This is a genomic window from Pseudomonas sp. NFACC37-1, from assembly GCF_900101575.1.
In the GTDB taxonomy this organism is placed as follows: Bacteria; Pseudomonadota; Gammaproteobacteria; order Pseudomonadales; family Pseudomonadaceae; genus Aquipseudomonas; species Aquipseudomonas fluorescens_AA.
Window position 1 is genome coordinate 99,149 of record NZ_FMUZ01000002.1, and the last position, 23,350, is coordinate 122,498.

General features: G+C 60.9%; 21 protein-coding genes. 12 read left to right on the forward strand and 9 right to left on the reverse strand.

Features of this window, described 5'->3' with window-relative positions; all coding sequences use genetic code 11:
- From BLP82_RS02820 to BLP82_RS02835, 4 genes are read right to left on the reverse strand one after another with little or no spacing between them, the layout of a single operon-like run.
- Window positions 1-435 (reverse strand): YeeE/YedE family protein, encoded by a 435-nt coding sequence (locus BLP82_RS02820; RefSeq protein ID WP_092165167.1) that lies wholly within the window; start codon window positions 433-435, stop codon window positions 1-3.
- Window positions 436-478: 43 nt separating this feature from the next.
- Window positions 479-1,282: a sulfite exporter TauE/SafE family protein gene (locus BLP82_RS02825; protein WP_092165169.1), complete on the reverse strand. Its 804-nt coding sequence runs from the start codon at window positions 1,280-1,282 to the stop codon at window positions 479-481.
- A gap of 28 nt (window positions 1,283-1,310) precedes the next feature.
- Window positions 1,311-2,981, reverse strand: a complete 1,671-nt coding sequence (locus BLP82_RS02830; protein ID WP_092165173.1) for a bifunctional protein tyrosine phosphatase family protein/NAD(P)/FAD-dependent oxidoreductase — start codon at window positions 2,979-2,981, stop codon at window positions 1,311-1,313.
- Window positions 2,982-3,027: 46 nt separating this feature from the next.
- Window positions 3,028-3,906 carry an MBL fold metallo-hydrolase gene (locus BLP82_RS02835; RefSeq protein ID WP_092165175.1) on the reverse strand — a complete coding sequence of 293 codons (879 nt, stop codon included), beginning with the start codon at window positions 3,904-3,906 and terminating at the stop codon, window positions 3,028-3,030.
- Window positions 3,907-4,137: 231 nt separating this feature from the next.
- On the opposite strand from BLP82_RS02835, the gene BLP82_RS02840 reads away from it, so the two are divergent.
- The 6 genes from BLP82_RS02840 to BLP82_RS02860 all read left to right on the forward strand — a co-directional run bounded on the left by BLP82_RS02840 (window position 4,138) and on the right by BLP82_RS02860 (window position 8,930).
- Window positions 4,138-5,460: a sigma-54 interaction domain-containing protein gene (locus BLP82_RS02840; protein WP_092165177.1), complete on the forward strand. Its 1,323-nt coding sequence runs from the start codon at window positions 4,138-4,140 to the stop codon at window positions 5,458-5,460.
- A 166-nt stretch (window positions 5,461-5,626) separates the two neighbouring features.
- The gene (gene cydP / locus BLP82_RS31130) at window positions 5,627-5,803 is read left to right on the forward strand and encodes a cytochrome oxidase putative small subunit CydP (RefSeq protein ID WP_014338536.1); all 177 of its coding nucleotides are present in this window, start codon (window positions 5,627-5,629) and stop codon (window positions 5,801-5,803) included.
- Window positions 5,800-7,371, forward strand: a complete 1,572-nt coding sequence (locus tag BLP82_RS02845; RefSeq protein ID WP_092165179.1) for a cytochrome ubiquinol oxidase subunit I — start codon at window positions 5,800-5,802, stop codon at window positions 7,369-7,371. Before cydP ends, BLP82_RS02845 begins: the two co-directional genes overlap by 4 nt.
- Window positions 7,364-8,500, forward strand: a complete 1,137-nt coding sequence (cydB, locus tag BLP82_RS02850) for a cytochrome d ubiquinol oxidase subunit II (protein WP_092165181.1) — start codon at window positions 7,364-7,366, stop codon at window positions 8,498-8,500. The genes BLP82_RS02845 and cydB overlap by 8 nt, the downstream gene beginning before the upstream one ends.
- Before the next feature lie 23 nt (window positions 8,501-8,523).
- Complete coding sequence (gene cydX, locus BLP82_RS02855) at window positions 8,524-8,646, forward strand: cytochrome bd-I oxidase subunit CydX (protein ID WP_092165183.1); 123 nt, start codon at window positions 8,524-8,526, stop codon at window positions 8,644-8,646.
- Window positions 8,643-8,930: a cyd operon YbgE family protein gene (locus BLP82_RS02860; RefSeq protein WP_092165184.1), complete on the forward strand. Its 288-nt coding sequence runs from the start codon at window positions 8,643-8,645 to the stop codon at window positions 8,928-8,930. The genes cydX and BLP82_RS02860 overlap by 4 nt, the downstream gene beginning before the upstream one ends.
- Before the next feature lie 92 nt (window positions 8,931-9,022).
- Here the strand turns inward: BLP82_RS02860 and BLP82_RS02865 are convergent, their stop codons facing one another.
- From BLP82_RS02865 to BLP82_RS02875, 3 genes are read right to left on the reverse strand one after another with little or no spacing between them, the layout of a single operon-like run.
- Entirely contained in the window at window positions 9,023-9,508 is a 486-nt protein-coding gene (locus tag BLP82_RS02865) for a hypothetical protein (RefSeq protein WP_092165185.1), read from the reverse strand.
- Between the two features lie 42 nt (window positions 9,509-9,550).
- Entirely contained in the window at window positions 9,551-12,298 is a 2,748-nt protein-coding gene (locus BLP82_RS02870) for a cation-transporting P-type ATPase (RefSeq protein ID WP_092165186.1), read from the reverse strand.
- Window positions 12,299-12,358: 60 nt separating this feature from the next.
- Complete coding sequence (locus BLP82_RS02875; RefSeq protein WP_092165187.1) at window positions 12,359-13,282, reverse strand: universal stress protein; 924 nt, start codon at window positions 13,280-13,282, stop codon at window positions 12,359-12,361.
- A gap of 257 nt (window positions 13,283-13,539) precedes the next feature.
- Between BLP82_RS02875 and BLP82_RS02880 the strand changes: the two genes are divergently transcribed.
- Together BLP82_RS02880 and BLP82_RS02885 are read left to right on the forward strand one after the other, a co-directional pair.
- On the forward strand, window positions 13,540-14,790 hold the full coding sequence (locus BLP82_RS02880) for an MgtC/SapB family protein (RefSeq protein WP_092165188.1): 1,251 nt from the start codon (window positions 13,540-13,542) through the stop codon (window positions 14,788-14,790).
- A 100-nt stretch (window positions 14,791-14,890) separates the two neighbouring features.
- A complete protein-coding gene (locus BLP82_RS02885) occupies window positions 14,891-15,802 on the forward strand; it encodes a universal stress protein (RefSeq protein ID WP_092165189.1) in 912 nt (303 codons plus the stop codon).
- A gap of 51 nt (window positions 15,803-15,853) precedes the next feature.
- Here BLP82_RS02885 and BLP82_RS02890 read toward each other — a convergent pair whose 3' ends face one another.
- Window positions 15,854-16,417, reverse strand: coding sequence for a GNAT family N-acetyltransferase (locus BLP82_RS02890; protein WP_072347403.1), 564 nt, complete (start codon window positions 16,415-16,417; stop codon window positions 15,854-15,856).
- Window positions 16,418-16,663: 246 nt separating this feature from the next.
- Here BLP82_RS02890 and BLP82_RS02895 point away from each other — a divergent pair, with 246 nt between their 5' ends.
- The 4 genes from BLP82_RS02895 to BLP82_RS02910 all read left to right on the forward strand — a co-directional run bounded on the left by BLP82_RS02895 (window position 16,664) and on the right by BLP82_RS02910 (window position 22,555).
- Window positions 16,664-17,557 carry a universal stress protein gene (locus BLP82_RS02895; protein ID WP_092165190.1) on the forward strand — a complete coding sequence of 298 codons (894 nt, stop codon included), beginning with the start codon at window positions 16,664-16,666 and terminating at the stop codon, window positions 17,555-17,557.
- A gap of 212 nt (window positions 17,558-17,769) precedes the next feature.
- Window positions 17,770-20,142: a phosphoketolase family protein gene (locus BLP82_RS02900; protein ID WP_092165191.1), complete on the forward strand. Its 2,373-nt coding sequence runs from the start codon at window positions 17,770-17,772 to the stop codon at window positions 20,140-20,142.
- Between the two features lie 66 nt (window positions 20,143-20,208).
- Complete coding sequence (locus BLP82_RS02905) at window positions 20,209-21,099, forward strand: universal stress protein (protein ID WP_092165192.1); 891 nt, start codon at window positions 20,209-20,211, stop codon at window positions 21,097-21,099.
- A 100-nt stretch (window positions 21,100-21,199) separates the two neighbouring features.
- The gene (locus BLP82_RS02910; RefSeq protein ID WP_092165193.1) at window positions 21,200-22,555 is read left to right on the forward strand and encodes an MBL fold metallo-hydrolase RNA specificity domain-containing protein; all 1,356 of its coding nucleotides are present in this window, start codon (window positions 21,200-21,202) and stop codon (window positions 22,553-22,555) included.
- A 197-nt stretch (window positions 22,556-22,752) separates the two neighbouring features.
- On the opposite strand, the gene BLP82_RS02915 is transcribed toward BLP82_RS02910, so the two are convergent.
- Window positions 22,753-23,292 (reverse strand): Hsp20/alpha crystallin family protein, encoded by a 540-nt coding sequence (locus BLP82_RS02915; RefSeq protein ID WP_092165194.1) that lies wholly within the window; start codon window positions 23,290-23,292, stop codon window positions 22,753-22,755.
- Window positions 23,293-23,350 lie beyond the last annotated feature (58 nt).

Consider the following 23,350-nt stretch of genomic DNA (forward strand, 5'->3'; position numbering starts at 1 on the left):
TCAAACCCCTATCACGTGACGCAGGACAAATACCGTGGTGAAACCGCTGAGCATGAAACACGCCGTGGCGACCATCGAGCGCGGTGACAGGCGCGACAGGCCGCACACGCCATGGCCACTGGTGCAGCCCGAACCGTAACGAGTGCCGACACCCACCAACAGGCCCGCGACAGTGAGGCCGAACCAGCCGGCCTGGAACTCGATCGGCGGCAAGGTGGCAAACACGCCCCATACCAGCGGCGCGACGAGCAGGCCCAGGAGAAACAGGGCCTTTTCGCCCACCCCTTCGCTGCCTCGCTGCAGCAGGCTGCCGATCAGCCCGCTGATGCCGGCGATCCGGCCGTTGGCGACCACGAACAGGCCGGCCGCCAAGCCAATCAACATGCCGCCGGCCAGGGATGACCACGGCGTAAAGTTGAGCCAGTCGAGATTCATCAGCGTTCTCCAATGCACAATCGTTGATATTCCACTAGGCGATTCAACCCAGGGCTTTTACCAGGAGCGCGGCCGCTACCAGCGTCGACACAAGGGCGAAGCCTCTTTGCAGATAGGGTTCCGGCAACCTGGCAGCGACCAGGCGTCCGCCGAGCATGCCGACGATGGCCCCCATGGAAAAGGGAAGTGCTATTGGCCATTGCAGGTGGCCTGTCGCCGAGCTCGTCAGCACCCCTGACAGGGAAACCAAAGCGATAACGGTCAGCGATGTGGCGAGCACCGATTGCGTGGTCAAATTGGTGTATCGCTGCAGCGCCGGAACCATGACGAAACCGCCGCCCACACCGAGCAGCCCGGAAAGCACCCCGGCAATCATGCCCGACGCCGTAAGCGCCCACGCGCAAGGGCCGGTCCAGTTCAACTTGCCGCGATTTTCGTCCAGGACACAGGGCGGCGGTTTACGTGTTTCGAATGCATTTGCCCTGACATGAGAGGGCAATGTTTTTTGCAATGCACGGAACGCCACATACATCAGCAACAAGGCAAACAGGATCGTCAGCGGACGGTTGGGCGTGCGCTGGGCCAACCAAAGGCCCAGCGGCGAGCAGATGACCCCCGCACTGGCCGTCAACAGCGCCGCCTTGTAGCGCACGATGCCGTTGCGCAGGCCCATCACGGCGCCCAGGGTGGCGGCCAGGCCCACCGCCAGCAAACCAATGGGCCCGGCTTCGGCCATGCTCAAGCCCACGCCAAAAACCAGGAACGGGACGGCGAGTATGCCGCCGCCGGCTCCGGTCAGGGCCAGGATCACGCCCACCGCAAAGCCCAGTACCAGGACTGCAATCATCTCGGTCTCCTGGAGTAGAGGTTCGACTTCATAGGTCCGCCAGTTCAGGTTTCGCCAGCCACTCACGGCCCTTGAGCATGGCTTTCCAATACAGCGGCGGAAGAATTCGCTCTTTAAGTAGCCAGGCGAGTCTCGAAGGCCGAGTCCCGTCGATCAGCCAGGACGGGAAGCTGGGGGCAAGCTTGCCACCGTAGGTGAATTCAGCAAGCACGACCTTGCCTCGTTCCACGGTCAGCGGGCAAGAACCGTAGCCGTCGTAATGGGCGCTGCCCTTGGCCTTGCCCATGGCCGCCAGCACATTATGGGCGACCACGGGCGCCTGTTTGCGCGCCGCCGCTGCGGTTTTTGCGTTGCTGGTATTGGTGGCATCGCCCAGTGCGTGAATATTCGCCCAGGTTTTATGCCGCAAACTGTCGGGATCGACATCGATCCAGCCCGCCCCATCGGCCAGAGGGCTTACGCGGATAAAATCCGGCGCGACCTGAGGGGGCACCACATGCAGCAGATCGAAGTCGTGCGTCACCAGGTGAGTACTGCCATCGGCCTTGACGCAGCTGAAGGTCGCCGTTTGTGCCGGTCCATCGACAGAAGTCAGCGTACTGCCGAAATTCAGGTCGATCCCATAGGCGCGGACGTACTCCATCAAGGCCGGCACGTAGTCGGGAACACCGAACAGGACAGCCCCGGCGCTGCAGAAGTCGATCTCGATATCGCCGAGTACGCCTTGGCGTTTCCAGTGGTCGGCGCACAGGTACATCGCTTTTTGAGGGGCTCCGGCGCATTTGATCGGCATGGGGGGCTGCGTGAAAATGGCCCGGCCACTGCGCAGTTGCTGCACCTGTTCCCAGGTGTAGGGGGCCAGGTGGTACAGATAGTTCGAGGTGACGCCGTTGCGCCCCAGTGTTTGCGGTAAGCCTTCAATGGCATGCCAGTCCAGTTTCAGGCCCGGGCAGACGATCAACTGCTCGTAGCGGACCACGCGGCACCCATCGAGAATAATGGCGTCGTTTTCAGGTTCGAAAGCCGCGACAGCCGCTTTGATCCAATGCACGCCCCGGGGAATGGTCGCACCCATCGTGTGGGCGGTTTGTTGTGCCTCGAACACGCCACCGCCGACGAGGGTCCAGCCGGGCTGGTAATAATGCACATCCGCAGGATCGATGATGGCAATGTCCAGGCCTGGCTCGCGGGCCAACAGGCTCGAGGCTGTGGCGATGCCCGCCGCGCCGCCGCCGACAATCACCACGGCATGTCGGGCCTCGGCCACGCCAACAGGCGTGCGTCCCTCGTTGGCAATTCTGCGAATGACGCCTTTCATGTCGAAACCGGCTTTCCTGGCGGCTTCGACAATTTGCGGCAAGGGCTGCTGGCCGGCCTGGGACAGCGCCCACATCGTCGTCGAGCGCATGCCGGAGCGGCAGTACGCCAACACTGGCTTGGGCAAGGACTCGAGCAATTTGCCGAAGGCAACGCCTTGCTCATCGGTCACCTTGCCGGACTCTGCGGCAAGGTAGTGCGCCTCGATGCCCATCGCTTGTGCCGCGCGCTGGATGTCGGCAAACAAAGGTTGATCGCTGCCTTCACCATCAGGGCGGTTGCAGATGATGGCGCGAAAGCCGCTGGTTTTGATCTCACTCATTTGGTCGGGTTGAATCTGCCCCGAGATCGAGAGGCCGGACGCAAGGTGGCGGATGTCCATGACTGTCTCCGTGATGACGGTTTTTCTTATGAGAGGGGGCCGGTCTTCAGAGCCGATTGAGCGGGATTTTCAGGTAGTGCGTGCCGTTCGATTCCGGCTCCGGGAAATGCCCGGCCCGCATGTTGACCTGGACCGATGGGAGGATGAGCGTCGGCATGTCCAGGGAGGCATCGCGCTGGGTGCGCATCGCTACGAATGCTTGTTCACTGATGCCGTTACGGACGTGGACATTGTCGGCACGTTGCTCGGCGACGGTGCTGGAGAATTGCACTTCGCGGCCACCTGGTTGGTAATCGTGACAGGTGTAGAGAAGAGTGTTGGCCGGCAGGCTCAGGACCTTGTTGATGGATCGGAACAAGGTATGCGCGTTGCCACCGGGGAAATCACACCGTGCGGTACCGTAGTCGGGCATGAACAAGGTGTCGCCAACGAATGCCGCCGTTTCCTGGCCGTCGCTGATGACATACGTCATGCAGGCGGGGGTGTGGCCCGGTGTATGGAGCGCACGGCATTGCAGCGTTCCGACAGTGAACGACTCGTCATTGACGAACAGATGGTCGAACTGACTGCCATCGCGGGGCATCTTCCCAGCGGTGTTGAACAGCGTGCCAAAGACTTCCTGCACGGCGGTAATCTGGCTGCCGATCCCTATCGTGCCGCCGAGCTTTTCCTTCAGGTACGGGGCGGCGGTGAGGTGGTCGGCATGGACGTGGGTTTCAAGAATCCATTGGACCTTCGCCCCCAACTCGATCACCCGGGTCATCAGCTTGTCGGCCGAGGTGGTTGTGGTACGGCCTGATTTGGGATCGTAATCAAGGACGCTGTCGATCAACGCGCACTGGCGAGTCGCTTCGTCCAGCACCAGATAGCTGACAGTGTGGGTCTCAGGATCGAAAAATCCTTCGACGTACGGTTTTACGGTCATGAACGGTCTCCTTCGGGGCTCTCATCGAACCGCTTGAAGAACAGACAGAGCAATAATGCTGCCAGGTGGATGCTGGGTCGTTTTATAAGTCTAACCTTGTGATTTTATTGATTTAACTTCATGAGTTCCGCGAGGACGCGGGCCGATGTCCAGACAATTAAACTGCCATTGGCAGTGTTTGTTGGCATAGTGGCAGTGCCACCTGTGCTGGATGAATTCACTGGAGCCGCGATGACACACCGCCTGCCGTCTACCCAAGACCCGCTTCCACGTACAGACCAGGTGCAGTCCCTGGTCTCGTTTCTGGAGCATGAGCCCCAGCCGATGATCGTCCTCGATCCTGATTACAACATCCTGGCGGCGAACACGGCTTACCTGCGTCAGTTCGGCAGCGCCGACAAGCCGTTCATTGGCCATAAGTGTTATCGGGTTTCCCACCACTACGATGTGCCTTGTGACCAGGCCGGCGAGAACTGCCCGATGAAAAAGGCCAGGGAGATGCGCAGTCCGGATCGGGTCTTGCACATCCACCACACACCGCGCGGGCCGGAACACGTCGATGTGGAATTGCGTCCGATCCTGAATGAGCACGGCGTCATCACCGCTTATGTGGAGCGCCTTACCCAGGTGCGGAGCGCATCGGCACGGCCCAGTAATGAGGGGCTGGTGGGCAGTTCACCGGCCTTTAATCAGGCGCTGTTGGAACTGCAGCGGGTAGCGCCCTCGATGTTGCCGGTGCTGTTGCTGGGAGAGTCCGGCACAGGCAAGGAGCTGTTTGCCCGCGCCGTCCATGAAACCAGTGAGCGGGCCGCCTGGCCTTTTGTCGTGGTGGATTGCTCCGGCTTGACCGAAACGTTGTTCGAGAGCGAGCTGTTCGGCCACGAAAAGGGGGCATTTACCGGCGCCACCACGCGCAAGGTGGGCCTGGTGGAGACGGCCCAGGGCGGTACGCTGTTTCTCGATGAGATAGGCGACGTTCCCCTGGCCATGCAGGTGAAACTGTTGCGACTGATCGAGTCTGGAACCTATCGCCGTGTTGGCAGTGTAGAAACCCAGCACGCCGATTTCAGGCTGGTGGCCGCGACCCATAAGCCCTTGGAAAAGATGGTGGAGAGGGGCGAGTTCAGGCAGGACTTGTACTACCGCATCAGCGTTTTCCCTATCCATTTACCGCCCTTGCGGCATCGCCTTGAAGACATCGGCTTGCTGGTGGATTCATTCCTGCAACGTTCCGGGATCGGTAAGCGTCGGCTGACCATCGATCCCGAAGCGCTGATGCAATTGCAGCGGTTTTCCTGGCCGGGCAATATCCGCGAGCTGCGCAATGTCCTGGAAAGAGCTGCGCTGTTTGCCGACGACGGTGTCATTCACGCCTTGCATCTGCCCGCGCCCCCCTTGGCCTTGTCCGCCTCAGTCTTGACGCCTGCCCGTGATAGCAGGGACCTGGAACAGTTGGTGGCCACTTTCAAAGGCACCCGCAGCGAACTGGCCAGGCACCTGGGCGTGAGTGAGCGCACGTTATACAGGCGGTTGAAGGAGCAGGGCCTGGCCTGAGCCCTATAAAGCCTCGACTGCCAACCACTGCCAGCCCTTGGCAGTTTGGCAGGTTTTACTCCCTCCAAACCAAGCGATGAGCTTCGGTGTCTGTCGCTAACTCATTGCTTTATAAGAATAAAAAATATATCAGGGCGTTGGCATGCGCCGTGCTACAGCATGTCCCATGACTATTTCCGATAAACGATTGCGTCGCCATCTGCTCACAGCCGTGCTGATCAAACTGGTCGTGCTGACGGTGCTGTGGTGGCTGTTCATCAAGGATTCGCGCGTCAGCGTCGACTCGAACACCATCAGTGACAGGTTCGGCGTACCCACCTCGGCTCAAGGGGCAAGCAAGTGATCTCAGAACAACTGGTGGATCTGTCACGGCTGCAATTCGCAGCCACAGCGCTGTACCACTTTCTATTTGTACCGCTCACCGTGGGGATGGTGTGGCTGCTGGTCATCATGGAAAGCGTCTACGTGATGACAGGCAATGTCATCTGGAAAGACATGACTCGCTTCTGGGGCAAATTGTTCGGTATCAACTTCGCGTTGGGCGTGACCACCGGCATCACCTTGGAGTTTCAGTTCGGCACCAACTGGGCGTATTACTCGCACTACGTCGGGGACATCTTCGGGGCCCCGCTGGCCATCGAGGGGCTGATGGCGTTCTTCCTTGAGTCGACCATGATCGGCTTGTTCTTCTTCGGTTGGGATCGCCTGAAGAAAGAACATCATTTGCTGGTCACGTTGTTGATGGCCATCGGTACCAACCTGTCGGCGCTGTGGATTCTGATCGCCAATGGCTGGATGCAGAACCCGGTGGGCTCGGAATTCAGTTACATCACCATGCGCATGGAGATGGTGGATTTCTGGGCCGTGGTCTTCAACCCGGTGGCGCAGGCCAAGTTTGTCCACACGGTGTCTGCCGGTTATGTCACCGGCTCGATGTTTGTGTTGTCGATTTCCAGTTGGTACTTGCTCAAGGGGCGTGATGTCGAGTTCGCCAAGCGCAGCTTTCGGGTGGCGGCCGCCTTCGGCCTGGCCTCTGTGCTGAGCGTCATCGTACTGGGGGATGAGTCGGGTTATACGGTGGGCGAGGCGCAGCAAACCAAGCTGGCGGCCATGGAGGCCATGTGGGAAACCAAACCCGCACCGGCGGGCCTGACGCTGGTGGCCAGCATCAATGAAGCCGAGTCCAGGAATAACTGGGCGTTCGATGTGCCGTGGGTGATGGGCTTGATCGGCACGCGCTCGGTCAGCAAGCAGATCCCAGGGATTCATGACATCAAAGCGAAAAACCGCGCGCGCATTCTGCGGGGCATTACCGCCGTCAATGCGCTTGAAGCGCTGCGCGCCGATCGCACCGATAAGACCGCGTTCGATACCTTCGAAGCGTACAAGGCCGATCTGGGCTTTGGCCTGCTGCTTAAAAAGTACGTCGAGGATGTCAACCAGGCCACGCCGGCCATCATCGACAAGGCTGTGAACGATACCGTACCGCGGGTGACCCCGATGTTCTGGGGGTTCCGGATCATGGTCGGCCTGGGCTTTGCCATGCTCGTGCTTTTCGGGCTGGCCTTCTGGAGCACCTTGAAATCCAGCGGCGCACATCATCGCGGGCTGCTGCGCTGGGCGCTCTGGATGCTGCCTGCGCCATGGCTTGCCTGCGAACTGGGCTGGTTCGTCGCCGAGTACGGCCGCCAACCCTGGACCATCTACGGTGTGTTGCCGACCCACATGAGCGTTTCCACCCTCAGCGTCGATAACCTGTATGGCTCTCTGGCTGGGTTCGTCGTTTTCTACACGGTGCTGCTGGCGGTGGAAATGTTCCTGATGGTCAAGTTCGCCCGCCAGGGCCCCGGCAGCCTCGGTACAGGTCGTTATGTCCACGACGCCAAGTTGAAGGAGCTTCACCATGCTTGATTACTTCACGCTCAAGATTATCTGGTGGGCGCTGGTCGGCGTCTTGCTCATAGGTTTCGCCATCATGGATGGCCACGACATGGGCGTCGGCTCACTGCTGCCGTTTGTCGGTCGCAACGACATGGAACGTCGCGTCGTGATCAACACCGTGGGCCCGCACTGGGATGGCAATCAGGTCTGGTTCATTACGGCCGGCGGCGCCTTGTTCGCCGCATGGCCGGTGGTCTATGCCACTGCATTCAGCGGATTCTACTGGGCGATGATCCTGGTGCTCTGGGCGTTGTTCTTCCGTCCGGTGGGTTTCGACTACCGCAGCAAAATCCACAATCCGACATGGCGCAGTACCTGGGATTGGGGGCTTTTCGTGGGTGGGGCCGTGCCGCCGCTGGTGTTCGGCATCGCGTTTGGCAACTTGTTGCAGGGCGTACCGTTTCACTTCAATCAATACCTGGTGTCAACGTACACCGGCAGCTTCTGGCAGTTGCTCAACCCTTTCGCGCTGCTGACCGGTGTGGTCAGCAGCGCCATGATTACGCTGCAGGGGGGCACGTACCTGGCCCATCGTACGGAGGGCAGTATTCAGTCCCGGGCGATAAAAGGCGCGGTGGGCGCTGCGATCGTGCTGGTGTGTTCGTTTGTGGTAGCGGGTGTCTGGTTGCAATGGATCGAGGGCTATCGCATCACGTCGCTCGTCGATACCGCCGGGTTGCCTGACATTCTCGGCAAGTCGGTCGTGAGGGAGTCGGGGGCCTGGATGGCCAACTATGGTCGCTATCCTTGGCTGTGGCTGCTGCCCGTGCTTGGACTGGCCGGCGCAGCCGGTGCGGCGCTGTTGCTGATGAGGCGCCGTACCCTTTGCGCGTTCGTTGCGTCATCGCTTGCGGTGGTCGGTGTCATCGCTACGGCAGGGGTATCGATGTTCCCCTTTGTCATGCCGTCGTCATCGATGCCAGCGGCCAGTCTGACCGTGTGGGACAGTGTTTCCAGTCACTTGAGCCTGGCCATCATGTTCTGGGCCACGTTGTTCTTCATGCCGTTGATCGTGATCTATACCGGTTGGGCGTATCGCGTCATGCGCGGCAAGGTCACGGCCACCCAGATCAACGCCAACGAGCATTCGGCGTACTAGTGTCGACAGAGGAGTGAAGCAATATGTGGTATTTCGCCTGGATGCTGGGAGTCGGTTTCGCACTGCTGCTGGCGATACTCAATGCGATGTGGGGTGAGAACGAGACCGGTCGAGCCATGAGCGACCGTGACGAGGGGCAGCCATGACGCCGGATGTCGCAGCGGGCCAGCCCTCGTCACGGCTTCACCGGCTGAGTCTGGCGGTCGCGGTGACGATCATGTTGGCCTGCTCGCTCTACCCGCCACTGATGACGGCGCCGGACGGGAAAGCCGACCATGCCTTGGCAACGGCCTTGTTTATCGCCATGAGCGTGGCGTTTGTCAGGGGCGTGGGGTTCATTCCCCGCAGGCCTGTCTGGCGAAGGATGTTTTCAGGTTGGACCTGCCTGGTGGCTCTTGCGCTTGCCGGTGGGTTGAAGTTGTTGCACTGAAGCCTGATGAGAAGCCCGGCGATGGCCGGACGGTGATCAAGAAAACTCACCTGCCGACGCGGCAGGTGAGTAGGGCAGTCCTGGGGGCCGGCCTAGCGAGCTGGCGGGCTCATTTGCTGTTGTTGCATCATCTGCTCCATCATCATCTGTTGCATGCCCATGTACCTGTCCATCATGTACTGGTGCTGCTTCATCTGCTCAGGCGTCATCCGGGAATAGTGGCTGCCCATTTGTTTCCAGCCCATCATCGGGCCGTTCCCCTTCATGTGGCCGCCCATCATGCCTGCCCCGCAACACCCCATCATCCCATTCATCGTCTGCATGCTTTGCCGCATCGTGGCCTGGTGATCTTGCATGAGCTTCTGGCGTTGCGCCGGATCGCTGGTGTTCTGGATCTGGGTCATCTGTTCCTGCATTTTTTTCAGGTTTTCCTGGGCCGTCGCCATCTGCTGGTCGAATTGCTCAACGCTCATTGACGGCGGGGGCGCCTTGGCGGCGTCGGTGGCTTGCTGGGCAAAGCTCAGCGTGGGCAAAAGCACCGCGGTCAGGGCGAGGGCGGCGAGTCTGGATGCGTTCATGATTCAGTTCCTTGCAGGCTGGTGGCGCGGGGAGTGGGATCGTCACGGTTGACGATCGGACTCGCTTAAACGCAGTCGAAGCTGTTTTTCAATTTCGATGATGGCGAACAGCGCAATGCCCACCGCGATGATCAGCAGTCCATCCATGAAGGGCACCGCTTGGGTGGCGAACACGGTTTGCAGCGGCGGCGCGTAGGTGATGGCGAATTGAGCGACGGTCACTACCGCGACGGTCGTCCACACAACCTTCGTACCCCGAAGGCCCTTCCAGGTCAGTGACGTGCCGTAGAGATTGCGGATAAAGAACAGGTGGAAAATTTCCATCACGACCAAGGTGTTCACCGCCAGGGTGCGGGCCAGTTCGACGGAGTAGCCTCGGTCCAGGGCATAGGTAAAGATGCCGTAGACACCGCACAGGAACAGAATGGAAACGAGCACCATATGCCAGACCAATGCGCCGCTGATCAACGGCTCCTGTCGTGAGCGCGGTGGCCTGCGCATGGTGTTGTCTTCGGTCGGTTCGAACGCCAGCGCGATACCCAGCGTGATGGCGGTAATCAGGTTGATCCACAGGATCTGTATCGCCGTGACTGGCAATGTAAGGCCAAACAGCAGCGCGACAATCAGGGTCATTGTCTCGCCCGCGTTGGTGGGTAACGTCCAGCTCAGCACTTTCTTGATGTTGTCATAGACCGTCCGGCCTTCACGCACAGCGGCGACGATAGAGGCGAAGTTATCGTCCGCCAGTACCAGGTCCGCGGCTTCCTTGGCTGCTTCACTGCCTTTGCCGCCCATGGCGATGCCGGCATCTGCGCGCTTGAGCGCTGGCGCGTCGTTGACGCCGTCGCCGGTCATGGCCACGGTCATGCCGTTGAGTTGCAGCAACGTCACCAGCCGCAGCTTATGTTCGGGGCTGGTACGCGCGAAGATGTTCACTTGCTTGAGCGATTCCCTGAGGGTTGCATCGTTCATTGCGTCCAGGTCAATGCCCGTCAGTACCTTGTCGGGGTTGTCCAGGCCGATCTGATCAGCGATGGCGCAGGCGGTGCCGACGTGGTCCCCTGTGATCATTTTCACGACAATGCCGGCCGCCTGGCATTGCTTGATCGCCTGGATCGTTTCCGGGCGGGGCGGGTCGATCATCCCGACCAGGCCAAGCAAGGTCAGTGTCCCTTGCACATCGGCAAATTCCAGGATGGCGTGTTCGGGCGGGACGGACCTGACGGCGAGCGCCAACACGCGTTGGCCTTTGCGGGCGATGGCATTGGCCTGCGCGTGCCAATAGTCGGTATCGAGCGGGGCCGTTGCCCCCGTGCTGCTACGCTGGCATGTGCACATGGTCAAAATCTGCTCCGGCGCGCCTTTGACATAAATCGCGGCTTGTCGGTCATGGTTGTGATGCAGCGTTGCCATGAAGCGGTGTTTAGCGTCGAACGGAATGGCATCGGTGCGCGCCCAAGTGCCGCGTTCCTCTTCACCGTTGATGCCGGCCTTGGCGCAAAACACCAGCAATGCACCTTCCATGGGGTCTCCTTCGACCTTCCAGGCGTCTTCGTGCTGCCTCAAGCTCGCGTCATTGCAAAGGCTGGTCGCGCGCCCGAGTTCGGCTAGCACCGGGTGGTGAGAGGTGTCGATCAACTGATCGGCAAGGTTCATGTTGCCCGAAGGCTGATAGCCGACCCCGTCGACCGTGAAGGTCAGGTCACTGGTGACGACGGACGCCACCATCATCTCGTTACGGGTGAGGGTGCCGGTCTTGTCCGTGCAGATGACCGATACCGAGCCCAGGGTTTCGATGGCCGGCAGGTGCCGAACGATGGCGTTGCGATGGGCCATTGCCCGCACGCCCACCGCCAGGGTGATGGTGAGTACGGCGGGCAACCCCTCGGGTATGGCCGCGACCGACATGCCCACCACGACCATGAATATCTCGGTGAAGACGTAATGCCCGACAAAGTGGCCATAAGCGAGTAGCAGACCGGCGATCAGCAAAATCAATAGCGTCAGCCAGCGGGCGAAGACGTCCATTTGCTGTATCAGGGGCGTCGTCAGCGGCTCCACTGCCGACAGCAGGTTGCTGATGCGCCCGATTTCAGTCGAGGTTGCGGTGGCGACGACGACCCCTGTTGCTTGGCCACAGGTCACCAGGGTGCCACTGAAGGCCATGCAGGCACGATCAGCCAGGGCTGCTTCGATGCGCACCGGTTCGGTATTTTTTTCAGTCGGTGCGGATTCTCCGGTCAGGATGGCTTCCTGGACCTGGAGCCGATTGGCATGCAGCAGGCGCAGATCCGCCGGGACCTTGTCGCCGGCCTCCAGCAAGACGATATCGCCGGGCACCAGTTCCTCGCCTGCGATGCCCAGGCGTTCGCCGGCACGTATCACCGTTGCCCGGGGCGCCAGCATGTTGCGGATGGCGTCCATGGCCTGTTCGGCCTTGCCTTCCTGGACATAGCCGATGATCGCATTGACCACCACGACGGCAAGAATGACCACCGTGTCCCACAGGTGTTGCAGCGTTGCGGTGATTGCAGCGCAACCGAGCAGTACATAAATCAGGATGTTATGAAATTGCAGCAGAAATCGCTGCCACGCCGGCCGCCGGGCTGACGCTGGCAACCGGTTGAAACCCGTACGCTCAAGCCGGGCCTGGACGTCGGCGATGTCCAGCCCGGCTTGCTCATCGACACCCAGGTGTTTGAGTGCCTGTCCGGCGGGCAACGTGTACCAGGCCAGGCCCTGCGAGGGCGTTGTCGGGTGCGCCGCTGGTATGTTGCTCGGTCGGTTCATCAGCCGCACTCCTGTGGGTACGGTGCGGTTGTTCTACAGGCCATCGGCACAGGACTGCCTTCAGCCTATCTGCTGCGGCGCAATCACCCACAGGCTGCAGGGCATTTTGTACAGCAGGCTTTCCACGGTGCTGCCGATGAGCTTGTCCAGGCTGCCGTAGCGCACGCGCCCCATGACGATGACATCAATGTCATGGGATGCGGCGTAGCTCGCCAACACCTTGGCCGGGTCACCCATGATCATGCGTCGCTGGTCCGGAGCGATGCCGTTGCGTTCGGCCAGTGCATCGAAGGCGGCGCCCTGGGATTCGTAGAGCTGGCGGGCCAGGGTCGAGGAGAAGAACATCGAACCGTTGCCGAAACCGTATTCGGCGGCGGTAATGGACGAAAGGTCATAGGCGTAGACGACTTCCAGCGTCGCGTCGCAGCGGGTGGCCAGCTTGTTGGCTTCGCTCAGGATACGGTCATTGAGGCCTTCGTAGTGTCCGTCCTGATGGAACGGGTCGATGGCGGCCAGGATCTTGCGCGGACGAGCGTGGGCGACCTTGTTGACGAAGTGCAGTGGAACTGCGCATTCGCGCAGCAGGTGCACGTCCAGCGGTGTGAACATCAGTCGGGAAAACCATGACTCAGGGTCCACCGACTTGATCAGCGCATCCATCGGCGCTTCCTTGAGGTGGACCAGGATTTCCTGCAAGGGGCGCTCGACCCACGTCACTTCTGTCGTGACCTCGATACCGAGGTTGCGCAGTGGCCTGGCCTGTTCTTCCAGCCACTGCCGATGGCGCTCGATGTAGCCCAGGCGCATCTGCTCCAGTGCTTGTTCGTTTACCAGGCCCGCCGTGGCCAGGCCTTCGAGGTAGTCAAAAGCGACAATATGCAGTGCCGCGCCTTCGGCCTTGGCCAGCGCGGCCGCCCGGTCGAACGCCGGGCTGTGCTCCATCAGTGGCGAGACGACCAGCATCAAGCGTGATTGCGTAGACATGACAAACCTCCCGGGCAAGGACCTGTTGGCGCCGGGCGACGGTTCGCGCGGCGTGGTGTCTGTCATTGATCATGGGCGTCATGGCGCCCGGTAACTTGATTTGCATCAAACACGCTTCAAAGCGTTGCATTGAAGGCGGCAGCGGCGCGGCAATCGCGCTATGTTTGAGCATGATCAGTTGCCCCAGGGCACGAGCGCAGCCGGCTCGGGCCTTTGGATTGAGTGACAACCGCAGGCAGCGCCAGAGAGCCGTGACCATGACTGAAACCCTGGCTTTCGCCAATGCCGCCGCCGCGCTGGGAATCGGCCTGCTGGTGGGGCTCGAGCGCGAACGGCGCAAAGGCGAGGGCGACCGTCGCGACTTCGCCGGCCTGCGCACCTTCGCCATCACGTCCGTGCTCGGCTACCTGGCGGTCCAGGCGGGCGGTCCCTTGTTGCTGGGGGGCATGACGCTCGCCCTGGGCGCATTGGTGACCGTGGCCTATTGGCGAAATCTCGACAAGGACCCGGGGATTACCAGCGAGGTGGCGTTGTTCGCGGTACTGGCACTGGGTGCGCTCTGTGCGAGCGCCCCGGGCCTGGCGACGGCGATTGGCGTAGTGATTGCCGGGCTGCTCGCCAGCCGCCAGGCGTTGCACCACTTTGCCCGCAACCAATTGACTGCCACCGAGCTGCGCGATGGCCTGGTGCTGTTGATCGCCGCGCTGGTCGTGCTTCCGCTGGCGCCGGATCGATTCCTCGGGCCTTATGACGCAATCAATCTGCGCAACCTGTGCACCCTCACCGTCATGCTGATGGCGGTGGGTGCGCTGGGGCATGTCGCGGTTCGAACCCTGGGGACCCGCTATGGCTACGCCCTCAGTGCGATTGCCTCGGGGTTTGCTTCTGCCACGGCGACTGTCGCGACCATGGGCGGTATCGCGGCCAAAGAGCCGATCAATCTCAAGGTGGTGAGCGCTGCGGCGATGTTATCCAATCTGGCGACGGTGACTCAAATGGGCCTGATCCTCGCGGCGGTGGACCCCGCGCTGTTGGGATGGATGTGGGGGCCGTTGGTGTGCGGGATGCTGATGGTATTGCTCTATGCCGGCCTGCTGATGTTTCCCCGTCCAAGGGCGCGGGCCGATGAGCCCATCAAACACGGCGGTGCCTTCAGCCTCAAGCTGGCGTTGACCATGGTTCTGGCAATGACCGGTATCACCGTCCTCTCGTCGGCGATGCTCGATGCGTTTGGCCAGGCCGGGGTGACCGTCACCGCGATTTTCAGCGGGTTGCTCGACGCCCATGCTTCGACAGCCTCCATCGCGTCCCTGGCCAAGGGCGGGTTGTTGCCCTTCGACGGCGTCGCCGTCCCGGTGCTGATGGCGCTGAGCAGCAACTCCCTGAGCAAATGCGTCGTCGCCTGGCTCAGTGGCGGGCGAAGGTTCGCCGGGTATGTGATTCCCGGCCAGGTGTTGGTCACGCTGGCGATGTGGGCGGGGCTGCTGCTCCCGAGTTTGTCAGCCTGAATGATGGCTGTTTGATGAAGATCAAGTCCTGTCTCGGGCAGGCGTCCATTCTGGAACCTTCAATCCTTTAAGTGGCTGTCGCCACGTGCCGAGGTGTTCCATGTCCCAGACTCAACGTTTGTTGTTATTGGCGCCTGACGCCATGATCCGTACGCCGGCGTTCGACCGCGCCACCGAGTTGGCCCTGGCGCTAGACCTGCCCCTGCATATTGTGGCGTTCGACTACCTGGAGTTGCTCTCGGTGGCCGGTCTGTTCGCCCCGGAACAGGTCAAGCAAGCGCGTGAGGGTTATCTGGAAACCCATCGGCATTGGCTGTGGCAACAGGCCGAACTGGCGCGCCGGCACGGCGTCGAGGTGACCTGCGAGGTGGTGTGGAGCAAGGATGCCTTCCAAGCCTTGCAGCAATACGTCAAGGAGATGCCGATGGCGTTGATCATCAAGGACGCGCAGCCGGAACCGGCGATGAAACGGGTGTTTTTCACACCCCTGGACTGGCGCTTGCTGCGTGACTGCCCGGTGCCGGTGCATCTGGTCACGGATTCGCGTCACCCGCGGCCTCGGCGGGTCCTGGCGATTGTCGATGTGCTGCGCAGCGAGGAGCAGGATCTGGTGTTCAACGACCAGATCGTCGACGCCGCGGTCAAACTGGCGGAACAATGTAATGCCCAGGTCGAGTTGCTGCACGCCTTCGATTGGACGGCTGTCTACGCCTCGGACATGGGCATTGGCGCGCTGCCCCTGGCCACCGGGCTCTATGAAGTGTTGGGCCAGGCCCAGCATGAGGTGTTCGAGTCCCTGGCCGAGCGGCATGGGGTCGCACCGCAGCAGCGCCACTTCATCGAAGGAGCGCCGCTGAACAGCATTTGCACGTTCGCCGCCGATCACCAGGTCGATGTCATCGTCATGGGCACCACGGCGCATCGTGGCCTGGACAAGCGCCTGGGTACCACCGCCGAGTTACTGCTGCAACGGGCGCCCTGCAGCGTGTTGGCGATCAAGCCGCAAGCGTGACGGGATCAACGCTGTGCGAGGCCATACCAAGGCCTCGCGCAGCGTCCGGAACTAAAGGTAGAGCCGGTGGATGACCTGCCGGGTGTCGTCGGGATCGCTGTGGGTTTCAAAACCCAGGCTATGGGCCAAATCCCGCATCGGGGCATTGCTGGCCGCATCGACGGAGTACATCTGGCGGTAGCCATTTTTACGCGCGGTGTCGATCAGGTGCTCCATCAGCAACGTCCCCAGCCCCAGGTGTTGCCAAGGGTCGGCGACCGTCACCGCGCACTCGCATTCGTGTTCCTGGGTCGCGCAATAGCGACTGACCCCGATCTCGATCAACTCGCCGTTGTCATGGACCAGGGCGATGTAGGCCATGCGCGTCTTGCAGTCGACGTCCATCAAATTATCGAGCAACGCCGCGCCTGGCTCATTGATCTGCGCCAGAAAGCGCATGTGTCGGGACTCCGGTGACAGGCGCATGATGAAGTCGTATTCGCGCTGGCGATCCTGCTCCCTGAGTGGCCGGATCAAGACATGCCGGCCGTCCTTGAGTGCCTGGATCCAGTGTTTGCCACTGATGCTGGCATACAGGGCAGCGGCGCGTTCGTTGTGGTCTTTGACAGTGAGCATGGTGCGATCCTCCCTCGGATGTACACGTGCGGTGCGATAAAAAGCTACGCATTCGATAGTGTTCTACGCCCGCCACGGCGATCGATTCTGATCTGGATCAGTGCCCGCGTATCCGTCCGTCGATTGCCCTGCCTTTGATTCAGATCAAACCGTCCGGGGCCTTGATGGGCGCACGCTGAAGATCGTGCCGGAAAAGGCCGCTGCAAGGTTTTGGATTTCGTATGGGCAATCCGATGGAGGTGTGCGATGGGGCAATACCAGCGTCTGCTATTGATCGTCGAACCCGACCTGCATCCTTCTGCGGCGATGCGCAGGGCCTGTGCCCTGGCCCGGGCCAGCGGGGCTGCGCTGCACTTGTGCGCGTTCGTCCAGCCACCGGCCCGCACCCACTTATGGGGTGAAAAAATCGATGAAGCGAGCGTGCAGCGCTATTTGCACCGCTATCGTCGCTGGATGGTAGAAGAGGCGGCGCTGCTCAAGGAGGAAGGCCTGGATGTGACGACTCACGTGGTGTGGACGCTCCATCCGTTGCTGGAAATCCTGCGCTACGTCGAGCAGTTCAAGCCTGACCTGCTGATCAAGGACGTTACCCTTGAACCCTTGCTCAAGCGCGTGTTCGCCACGCCCCTTGACTGTCATTTGTTGCGTGACTGTCCGGTGCCGGTGCACCTGGTCAACCAGGCGGTGCACAGCTTGCCGCGGCGGGTCGTGGCTGCGGTGGACCCCTCGGATCCCGAGGCCAATGCCTTGAATGAGCGAATCGTCCAGACGGCCACCTCGCTGGCCCGGCAGTGCGACGCTTCGTTGCATCTGTTGTACGCCTGCGACCTGTCGCCGGCCTTCAATGGCGAAGCCTCGTTGCTGGCCGGTGCCTGGGATGACGACTTTGCCGACGCCCTGCGCGAATCGCTGCATGCGGCGCTTATCAGCCTGGCCGAGCGCTGTGGCGTACCGGCGGAGCGCCGGCACTTCGTCGTTGGCCTGCCGGTGCCGGTCATCCAGGAATTCATCGACGAATTCGAGGCCGATGTGGTGGTGATGGGCACTGTGCACCGCGCCGGTCTTGAGCGCTTGATTGGCAGCACGACGGAGCGTGCCTTGTATTCGGTGCCGGGCAGTGTGCTGGCGGTCAAGGAGTGACTACGACGACCCCGTTGACCTGTCCGCTCATCAGGCGCTCCAGCGTTTGATTTGACTTGGACCAATGGGCAGCAGGCAAGGCCAGCGCCACCAGGCATCGAGCAAGCACCTGGTATGACCTTAGCGTCCCTGGTTCTGATGTAAATCAAGTCACATGCCTTCCTGCGTTCCAGAATCAAGCATGGCAACCCTGTGTTTTTGTGGAGGACGTGATGAGTGATTTTCTCAGCCCCGACCAACTGGAAGGCATTGACGCCTACTGGCGTGCGTCCAATTACCTCGCCGTGGGGCAGATCTACCTCAAGGACAACCCGTTGCTGCGCAAACCGCTGCAACGCGATCATGTCAAACCGCGCCTGCTGGGCCATTGGGGCACGACGCCGGGGCTGAACCTGATTTACGTGCACCTCAATCACCTGATCAAGACCCGTGACTTGAACATGATCCTGATCACCGGCCCCGGTCATGGCGGCCCCGCCATCGTCGCCCAGAGTTACCTGGAGGGCAGCTTCACCCAGTGTTACCCCTCGGTGGAGCAGAATGAAAACGGAATGCTGCGCCTGTTCCGGCAATTTTCCTGGCCTTATGGCTTATCCAGCCATGTCTCTGCGCAGATTCCCGGCTCCATCCATGAAGGTGGGGAGTTGGGTTATTCCCTGGCCCATGCCTATGGCGCGGCGTTCGACAACCCTGACCTGATCGTGGCCTGCGTCATCGGCGACGGTGAGGCGGAAACCGGGACGTTGGCGGCGAGCTGGCATTCCAATAAATTCCTCAACCCCAGGCGTGACGGCGCCGTACTGCCCATTCTTCATCTCAACGGTTTCAAGATCGCCAACCCCACGCTGCTTTCGCGCATCAGTGAAGACGAGCTGTCGGCCCTGATGTATGGCTACGGCTACGATCCTTATTTTGTCGAAGGCGACGATCCGCAAGCGGTGCACCAACAGCTGGCCAGGACCCTGGACGGCATGTTGCTCAAGATTCGCGAAATCCAGCGCATGGCCCGCGCGGATTCGTCGGGACGTACCTTGGAGCGCCAGCTTTGGCCAATGCTGGTGCTGCGCACCCCCAAGGGCTGGACCGGTCCGAAATTCGTCGATGGCCAGCAGGTCGAAGGCACCTGGCGCGCCCACCAGGTGCCGCTGAGCCACTTCGAGTTGCCCCAGCATTTGATGCAACTGGAACAATGGCTCCAGAGCTACCGTCCGCAGGAGTTGTTCGACGACAACGGTGCGTTGCTGCCGGACATTGCCGCCTTGGCGCCGACGGGACATCGGCGCCTGGGCGCCAATCCCCATGCCAATGGTGGCGTGCTCCTCAAACCCCTGGAACTGCCGCGGTTCACCGATTACGCCGTGCAATTCTGCGCCCCCGGCAGCGTGCAGGCAGAGGCCACCCGGGTGTTGGGCGGTTTTGTGCGTGATGTGATGAAGCACAACCTGCGGGCAGGCAATTTCCGTCTGTTCGGCCCCGACGAAACCGCCTCCAATCGTCTTGATGCGGTGTACGAGGTCAGTGGCAAAACCTGGATGGCGGCCCTGGAGGCAAACGATACGAACTTGGCATGCGATGGCCGGGTGATGGAAATCCTCAGCGAACAAGTGTGTGAAGGCTGGCTGGAGGGGTATTTGCTGACTGGCCGGCATGGGCTGTTTTCCTGCTATGAGGCGTTCATCCATATCGTCGATTCGATGTTCAATCAGCACGCCAAATGGCTCAAGACCGCCGCCCAGATCCCGTGGCGCGCGTCGATTGCTTCGCTCAATTATCTGCTCACGTCTCATGTCTGGCGACAGGACCACAATGGCTTTTCCCACCAGGACCCGGGGTTCATCGATCTGGTGGCGAACAAGAGCGCCGACGTGGTGCGCATCTACCTGCCGGCGGACGCCAATTGCCTGCTGTCCGTTGCCGATCACTGCCTCAAGAGTCGCGATTACATCAATGTGATCGTGGCCGGCAAGCAGCCGGAATGGCAGTGGCTGGACATCGATTCGGCCGTTCGGCACTGCTCGATCGGGATCGGTCGCTGGGCCTTTGCCTGCAACAACGACGAAGACCCGGACGTGGTGATGGCCTGTGCCGGTGACGTGCCGACGTTGGAAACCCTGGCCGCTGTCACGTTGCTGCGCGAATACGTACCCGATCTGCGCGTGCGGGTAGTGAATGTCGTGGACCTGATGGCCCTGCAACCGCCGCAACAGCATGCCCACGGGTTGCCGGACGCCGAGTTCGATGGGTTGTTTACCGTGGACAAGCCAGTGATTTTCGCCTTCCACGGCTATCCGTCGCTGATCCATCGGCTGGTCTACAAGCGTCACGGCCACGATAACTTCCATGTCCGCGGATTCATGGAGGAGGGCGCCACCACGACGCCGTTCGACATGGCGGTCATCAACCACCTGGACCGCTACCAACTGGCGCTCGATGTCATCCAGCGCGTGCCACGCTTGCAGCCGCTGGTGGACAGTGCTCGGGATCGCTATTGGGCAACCATGGAAAAGCACCAGTTGTACCTCATCGAGCATGGGCAGGACATGCCCGAGGTCTTGAATTGGCGCTGGACGCCGACGCCGCAGTGACGGCCAACATGCCTCATGGCATCGACGCTGCGCCGTGGCGTTCGAGCCCGATTTTGGAGACCTATCATGAGCCAGTACCAACGCCTGTTGCTGATCCTCAACCCGGCACAACGTCATTCGCCTGCCCTGCATCACGCCGCGGCCCTGGCGACGGCCAGTGGGGCGCATTTGCATGTCACCGCCTTGATTCCCTCGCTGGACATTCTTTCGCTGCTTGAAGAGGGGCCTCGTGAGGAGGCGCGGCAGAACTATCTCCAGGACCATCGTCATTGGTTGGAGGATGAGGCGGACAAGATGCGTCGCCGCGGCCTGCGGGTCACCACTGAGGTGGAATGGGCCCAGAAGATGGGCAAGCAGATCCTGAAACACGTTACACAGATCCAGCCGGATATGCTGATCAAGCAGGTACAACACGAGCCCATGCTCAAGCGGGCTTTTTTCACCCCGCTGGACTGGCAACTGCTGCGCAACTGTCCTGTTCCGATGTATCTGGTTGGGGCTACCGGTCATGCGCTGCCGCGTACAGTGGTCGCGGCGGTGGACCCTTCCAGTGCGTTTGCCCAGAACAGTGGGCTGAACGACCGGATCATCCGCCAGGCAATGGGGCTGGCCTTGCAGTGCGACGCCGAGCTGCACCTGGTTCACGCCTATGAAGTGTCGTCAGTCTATCTGGGGGATGTGGGCGGTGGCGGCCTGTCGCTGTCGCAGCTCAGCAAGGAACTGCGCAGGAGCCTGGAAAAAACCTTTCTGGAACTGGCGAATCTGTTTGGTGTGCCGGCCGAGCGCAGGCATTTTCTACTGGGACATCCGGTCTCGACCCTGAGTGAGTTTGCCCTGGAGCATGAAGTAGACGTGATCGTCATGGGGCGATTCCAGCACGACGATCTGCATGGGCTACTGGGCAGCACGACCGAGCACATCCTGTACCAGGTGTCTTGCAGTGTCCTGGCGGTGTGATGGATCGGACTCGACCGCTTAGCTGTTGACAAAGATCAACGGCAACGAGGTCCAGCAATGTGATTAGTAGACTGACGATCGATTGCCCAGGAGCACCGCCATGCGCATGACATTTCTCGGGGCCGCCGGTACGGTCACCGGCAGCAAGTACCTGCTGGAACACGACGATCAGCGCATCCTGATCGATTGCGGCCTGTTCCAGGGCTACAAGCAATTGCGCCTGCATAACTGGGATCCCTTCGAGCTGCCGATACGTGACCTGGATGCGATCGTACTGACCCACGCCCACCTGGACCACAGCGGCTACCTGCCGGTGCTGGTGCGTAATGGCTATCGCGGCCCCATCTATGCTTCGCCAGTGACCTGTGAGTTGGTGAAGATCCTGCTGCGTGACAGCGCCCGCTTGCAGGAAGAAGAAGCCGAATACGCCAACCGCAAGGGGTTTTCCAAACACGCACCGGCCTTCCCGCTGTACACCCGTGAACACGCTGAACGAGCGCTGAAACTGCTGCGCCCGATTGCATTCGAACACCCGGTGGAGATCGCCCGGGGGATAACCATCTTGCTGCGTCGCGCCGGACACATCCTCGGTGCCGCGACGGTACAGGTCCAGGCCGCAGGGGTGACGCTGGTGTGTTCCGGGGACTTGGGGCGACCCGAGGATCCGGTGATGTTCGCGCCGAAGGTCATCGAGCAGGCGGATGTCCTGTTGGTGGAGTCCACTTACGGCGACCGTCGGCACCCACACGAGTCGCCGGAAGATCAATTGGCTGAGGTGATCACTCGCACCGCGTTGCGCCGTGGCATCACGTTGGTGCCCTCGTTCACGGTTGGCCGTGCCCAGTTGCTGATGTACCACTTGTATCGCCTGAAACAGCGCCGGGCGATCCCCGATATCCCGATCTACCTCAACAGCCCCATGGCCATCGACGTCACCCGGTTGTACCAGCGCTTTGGTGACGAGCACCGTCTCTCCAGGGAAGAGTGCGAAGGCATGTGCCACATCGCCCATCCGGTGCGCTCGGTCAAGGATTCCATGGCCCTGGACCTGCAACGCACCCCGGCGGTGATCATCGCCGCCAGTGGCATGGCCACCGGCGGGCGAGTGCTGCACCACCTCAAGAGCCTGGCGCCCAACCCCATCAACACCTTGCTGATGCCCGGTTTCCAGGCTGGCGGTACACGCGGTGCGAGGATTGTGGCCGGCGAGCCGGCGGTGCGCATTCATGGCAAGGATGTGCCGATCAATGCCGAAGTGGTGCCCATGCAAACGCTGTCGGCCCATGCCGATGCGGACGAAATCATGCAATGGCTGCGCGGCTTCAAGACACCACCCCGGCACACCTATGTCGTGCATGGCGAGCCCAATGCGTCCGATGTCTTGCGCCACCGCATTCACGACGAATTGGGTTGGTCGGTGTCGGTGCCGGAGTACCGCGATAGCGTCGAACTCTGAGCCACCGCCTTCGCGAGCAAGCCCGCTCCCACAGGGAATTTTCTGTGCCCATGGGATTTGTACCCGCCACGGTTCAGTGTGGGAGCGGGCTTGCTCGCGATAGCGGTGGCCGTTTCAACGACGCATTCGGCCTGAAATAGGCACAGGCAAGAAAAAGCCCCTCGTCGTTGGCCGGCGAGGGGCAGGGTTCAAAGCGATCAATCGGCCTTGATGGGCACGACCTTATCCGCTTTCAGTGCTTCCGGTTTTTTTGGCAGTGTCAGCGTCAGCACGCCTTTGCTGAACTGGGCTTCGATCTTGTCGCTGTCGACGCCTTTTGGCAGGTTGAACACGCGTTCGAAGGAGCCGTAATGGCGCTCGGACAGGTGATACCCCTTTCTTTTTTCTTCCTTGGTGTCTTTTTTCTCCCCCTTGATGATCAGGTTGCCGTTGGCCAGACGGATTTCGATGTCTTTCTGATCCATGCCGGGCAACTCGGCGGTGATTTCAAAGCTCTTTTCCTTCTCGCTGATGTCAACGGCCGGCAGGCTGCTCATGGAGAACTCGCGACGCCAGAAAGGCTCGACATCGAACAAGCCGCGACTGAAAGGCGAAAGCCCCGTGCCCCGGTTGAAATCATCGAACAGGCGATCCACCTGCTGGCGGAGCTTTTCAAACGGATGCCTGAGCTCAGTCTTGGCGAGAGGTGGAGCGTTTTCTTCGGTTTTGACCGGCATTTTCTTCACTGAATTGGACATTTGATTTCCTCTTTGGTGATGTCCGGGCGGGTACCTGGCCAGATGAGCAGATACCGTT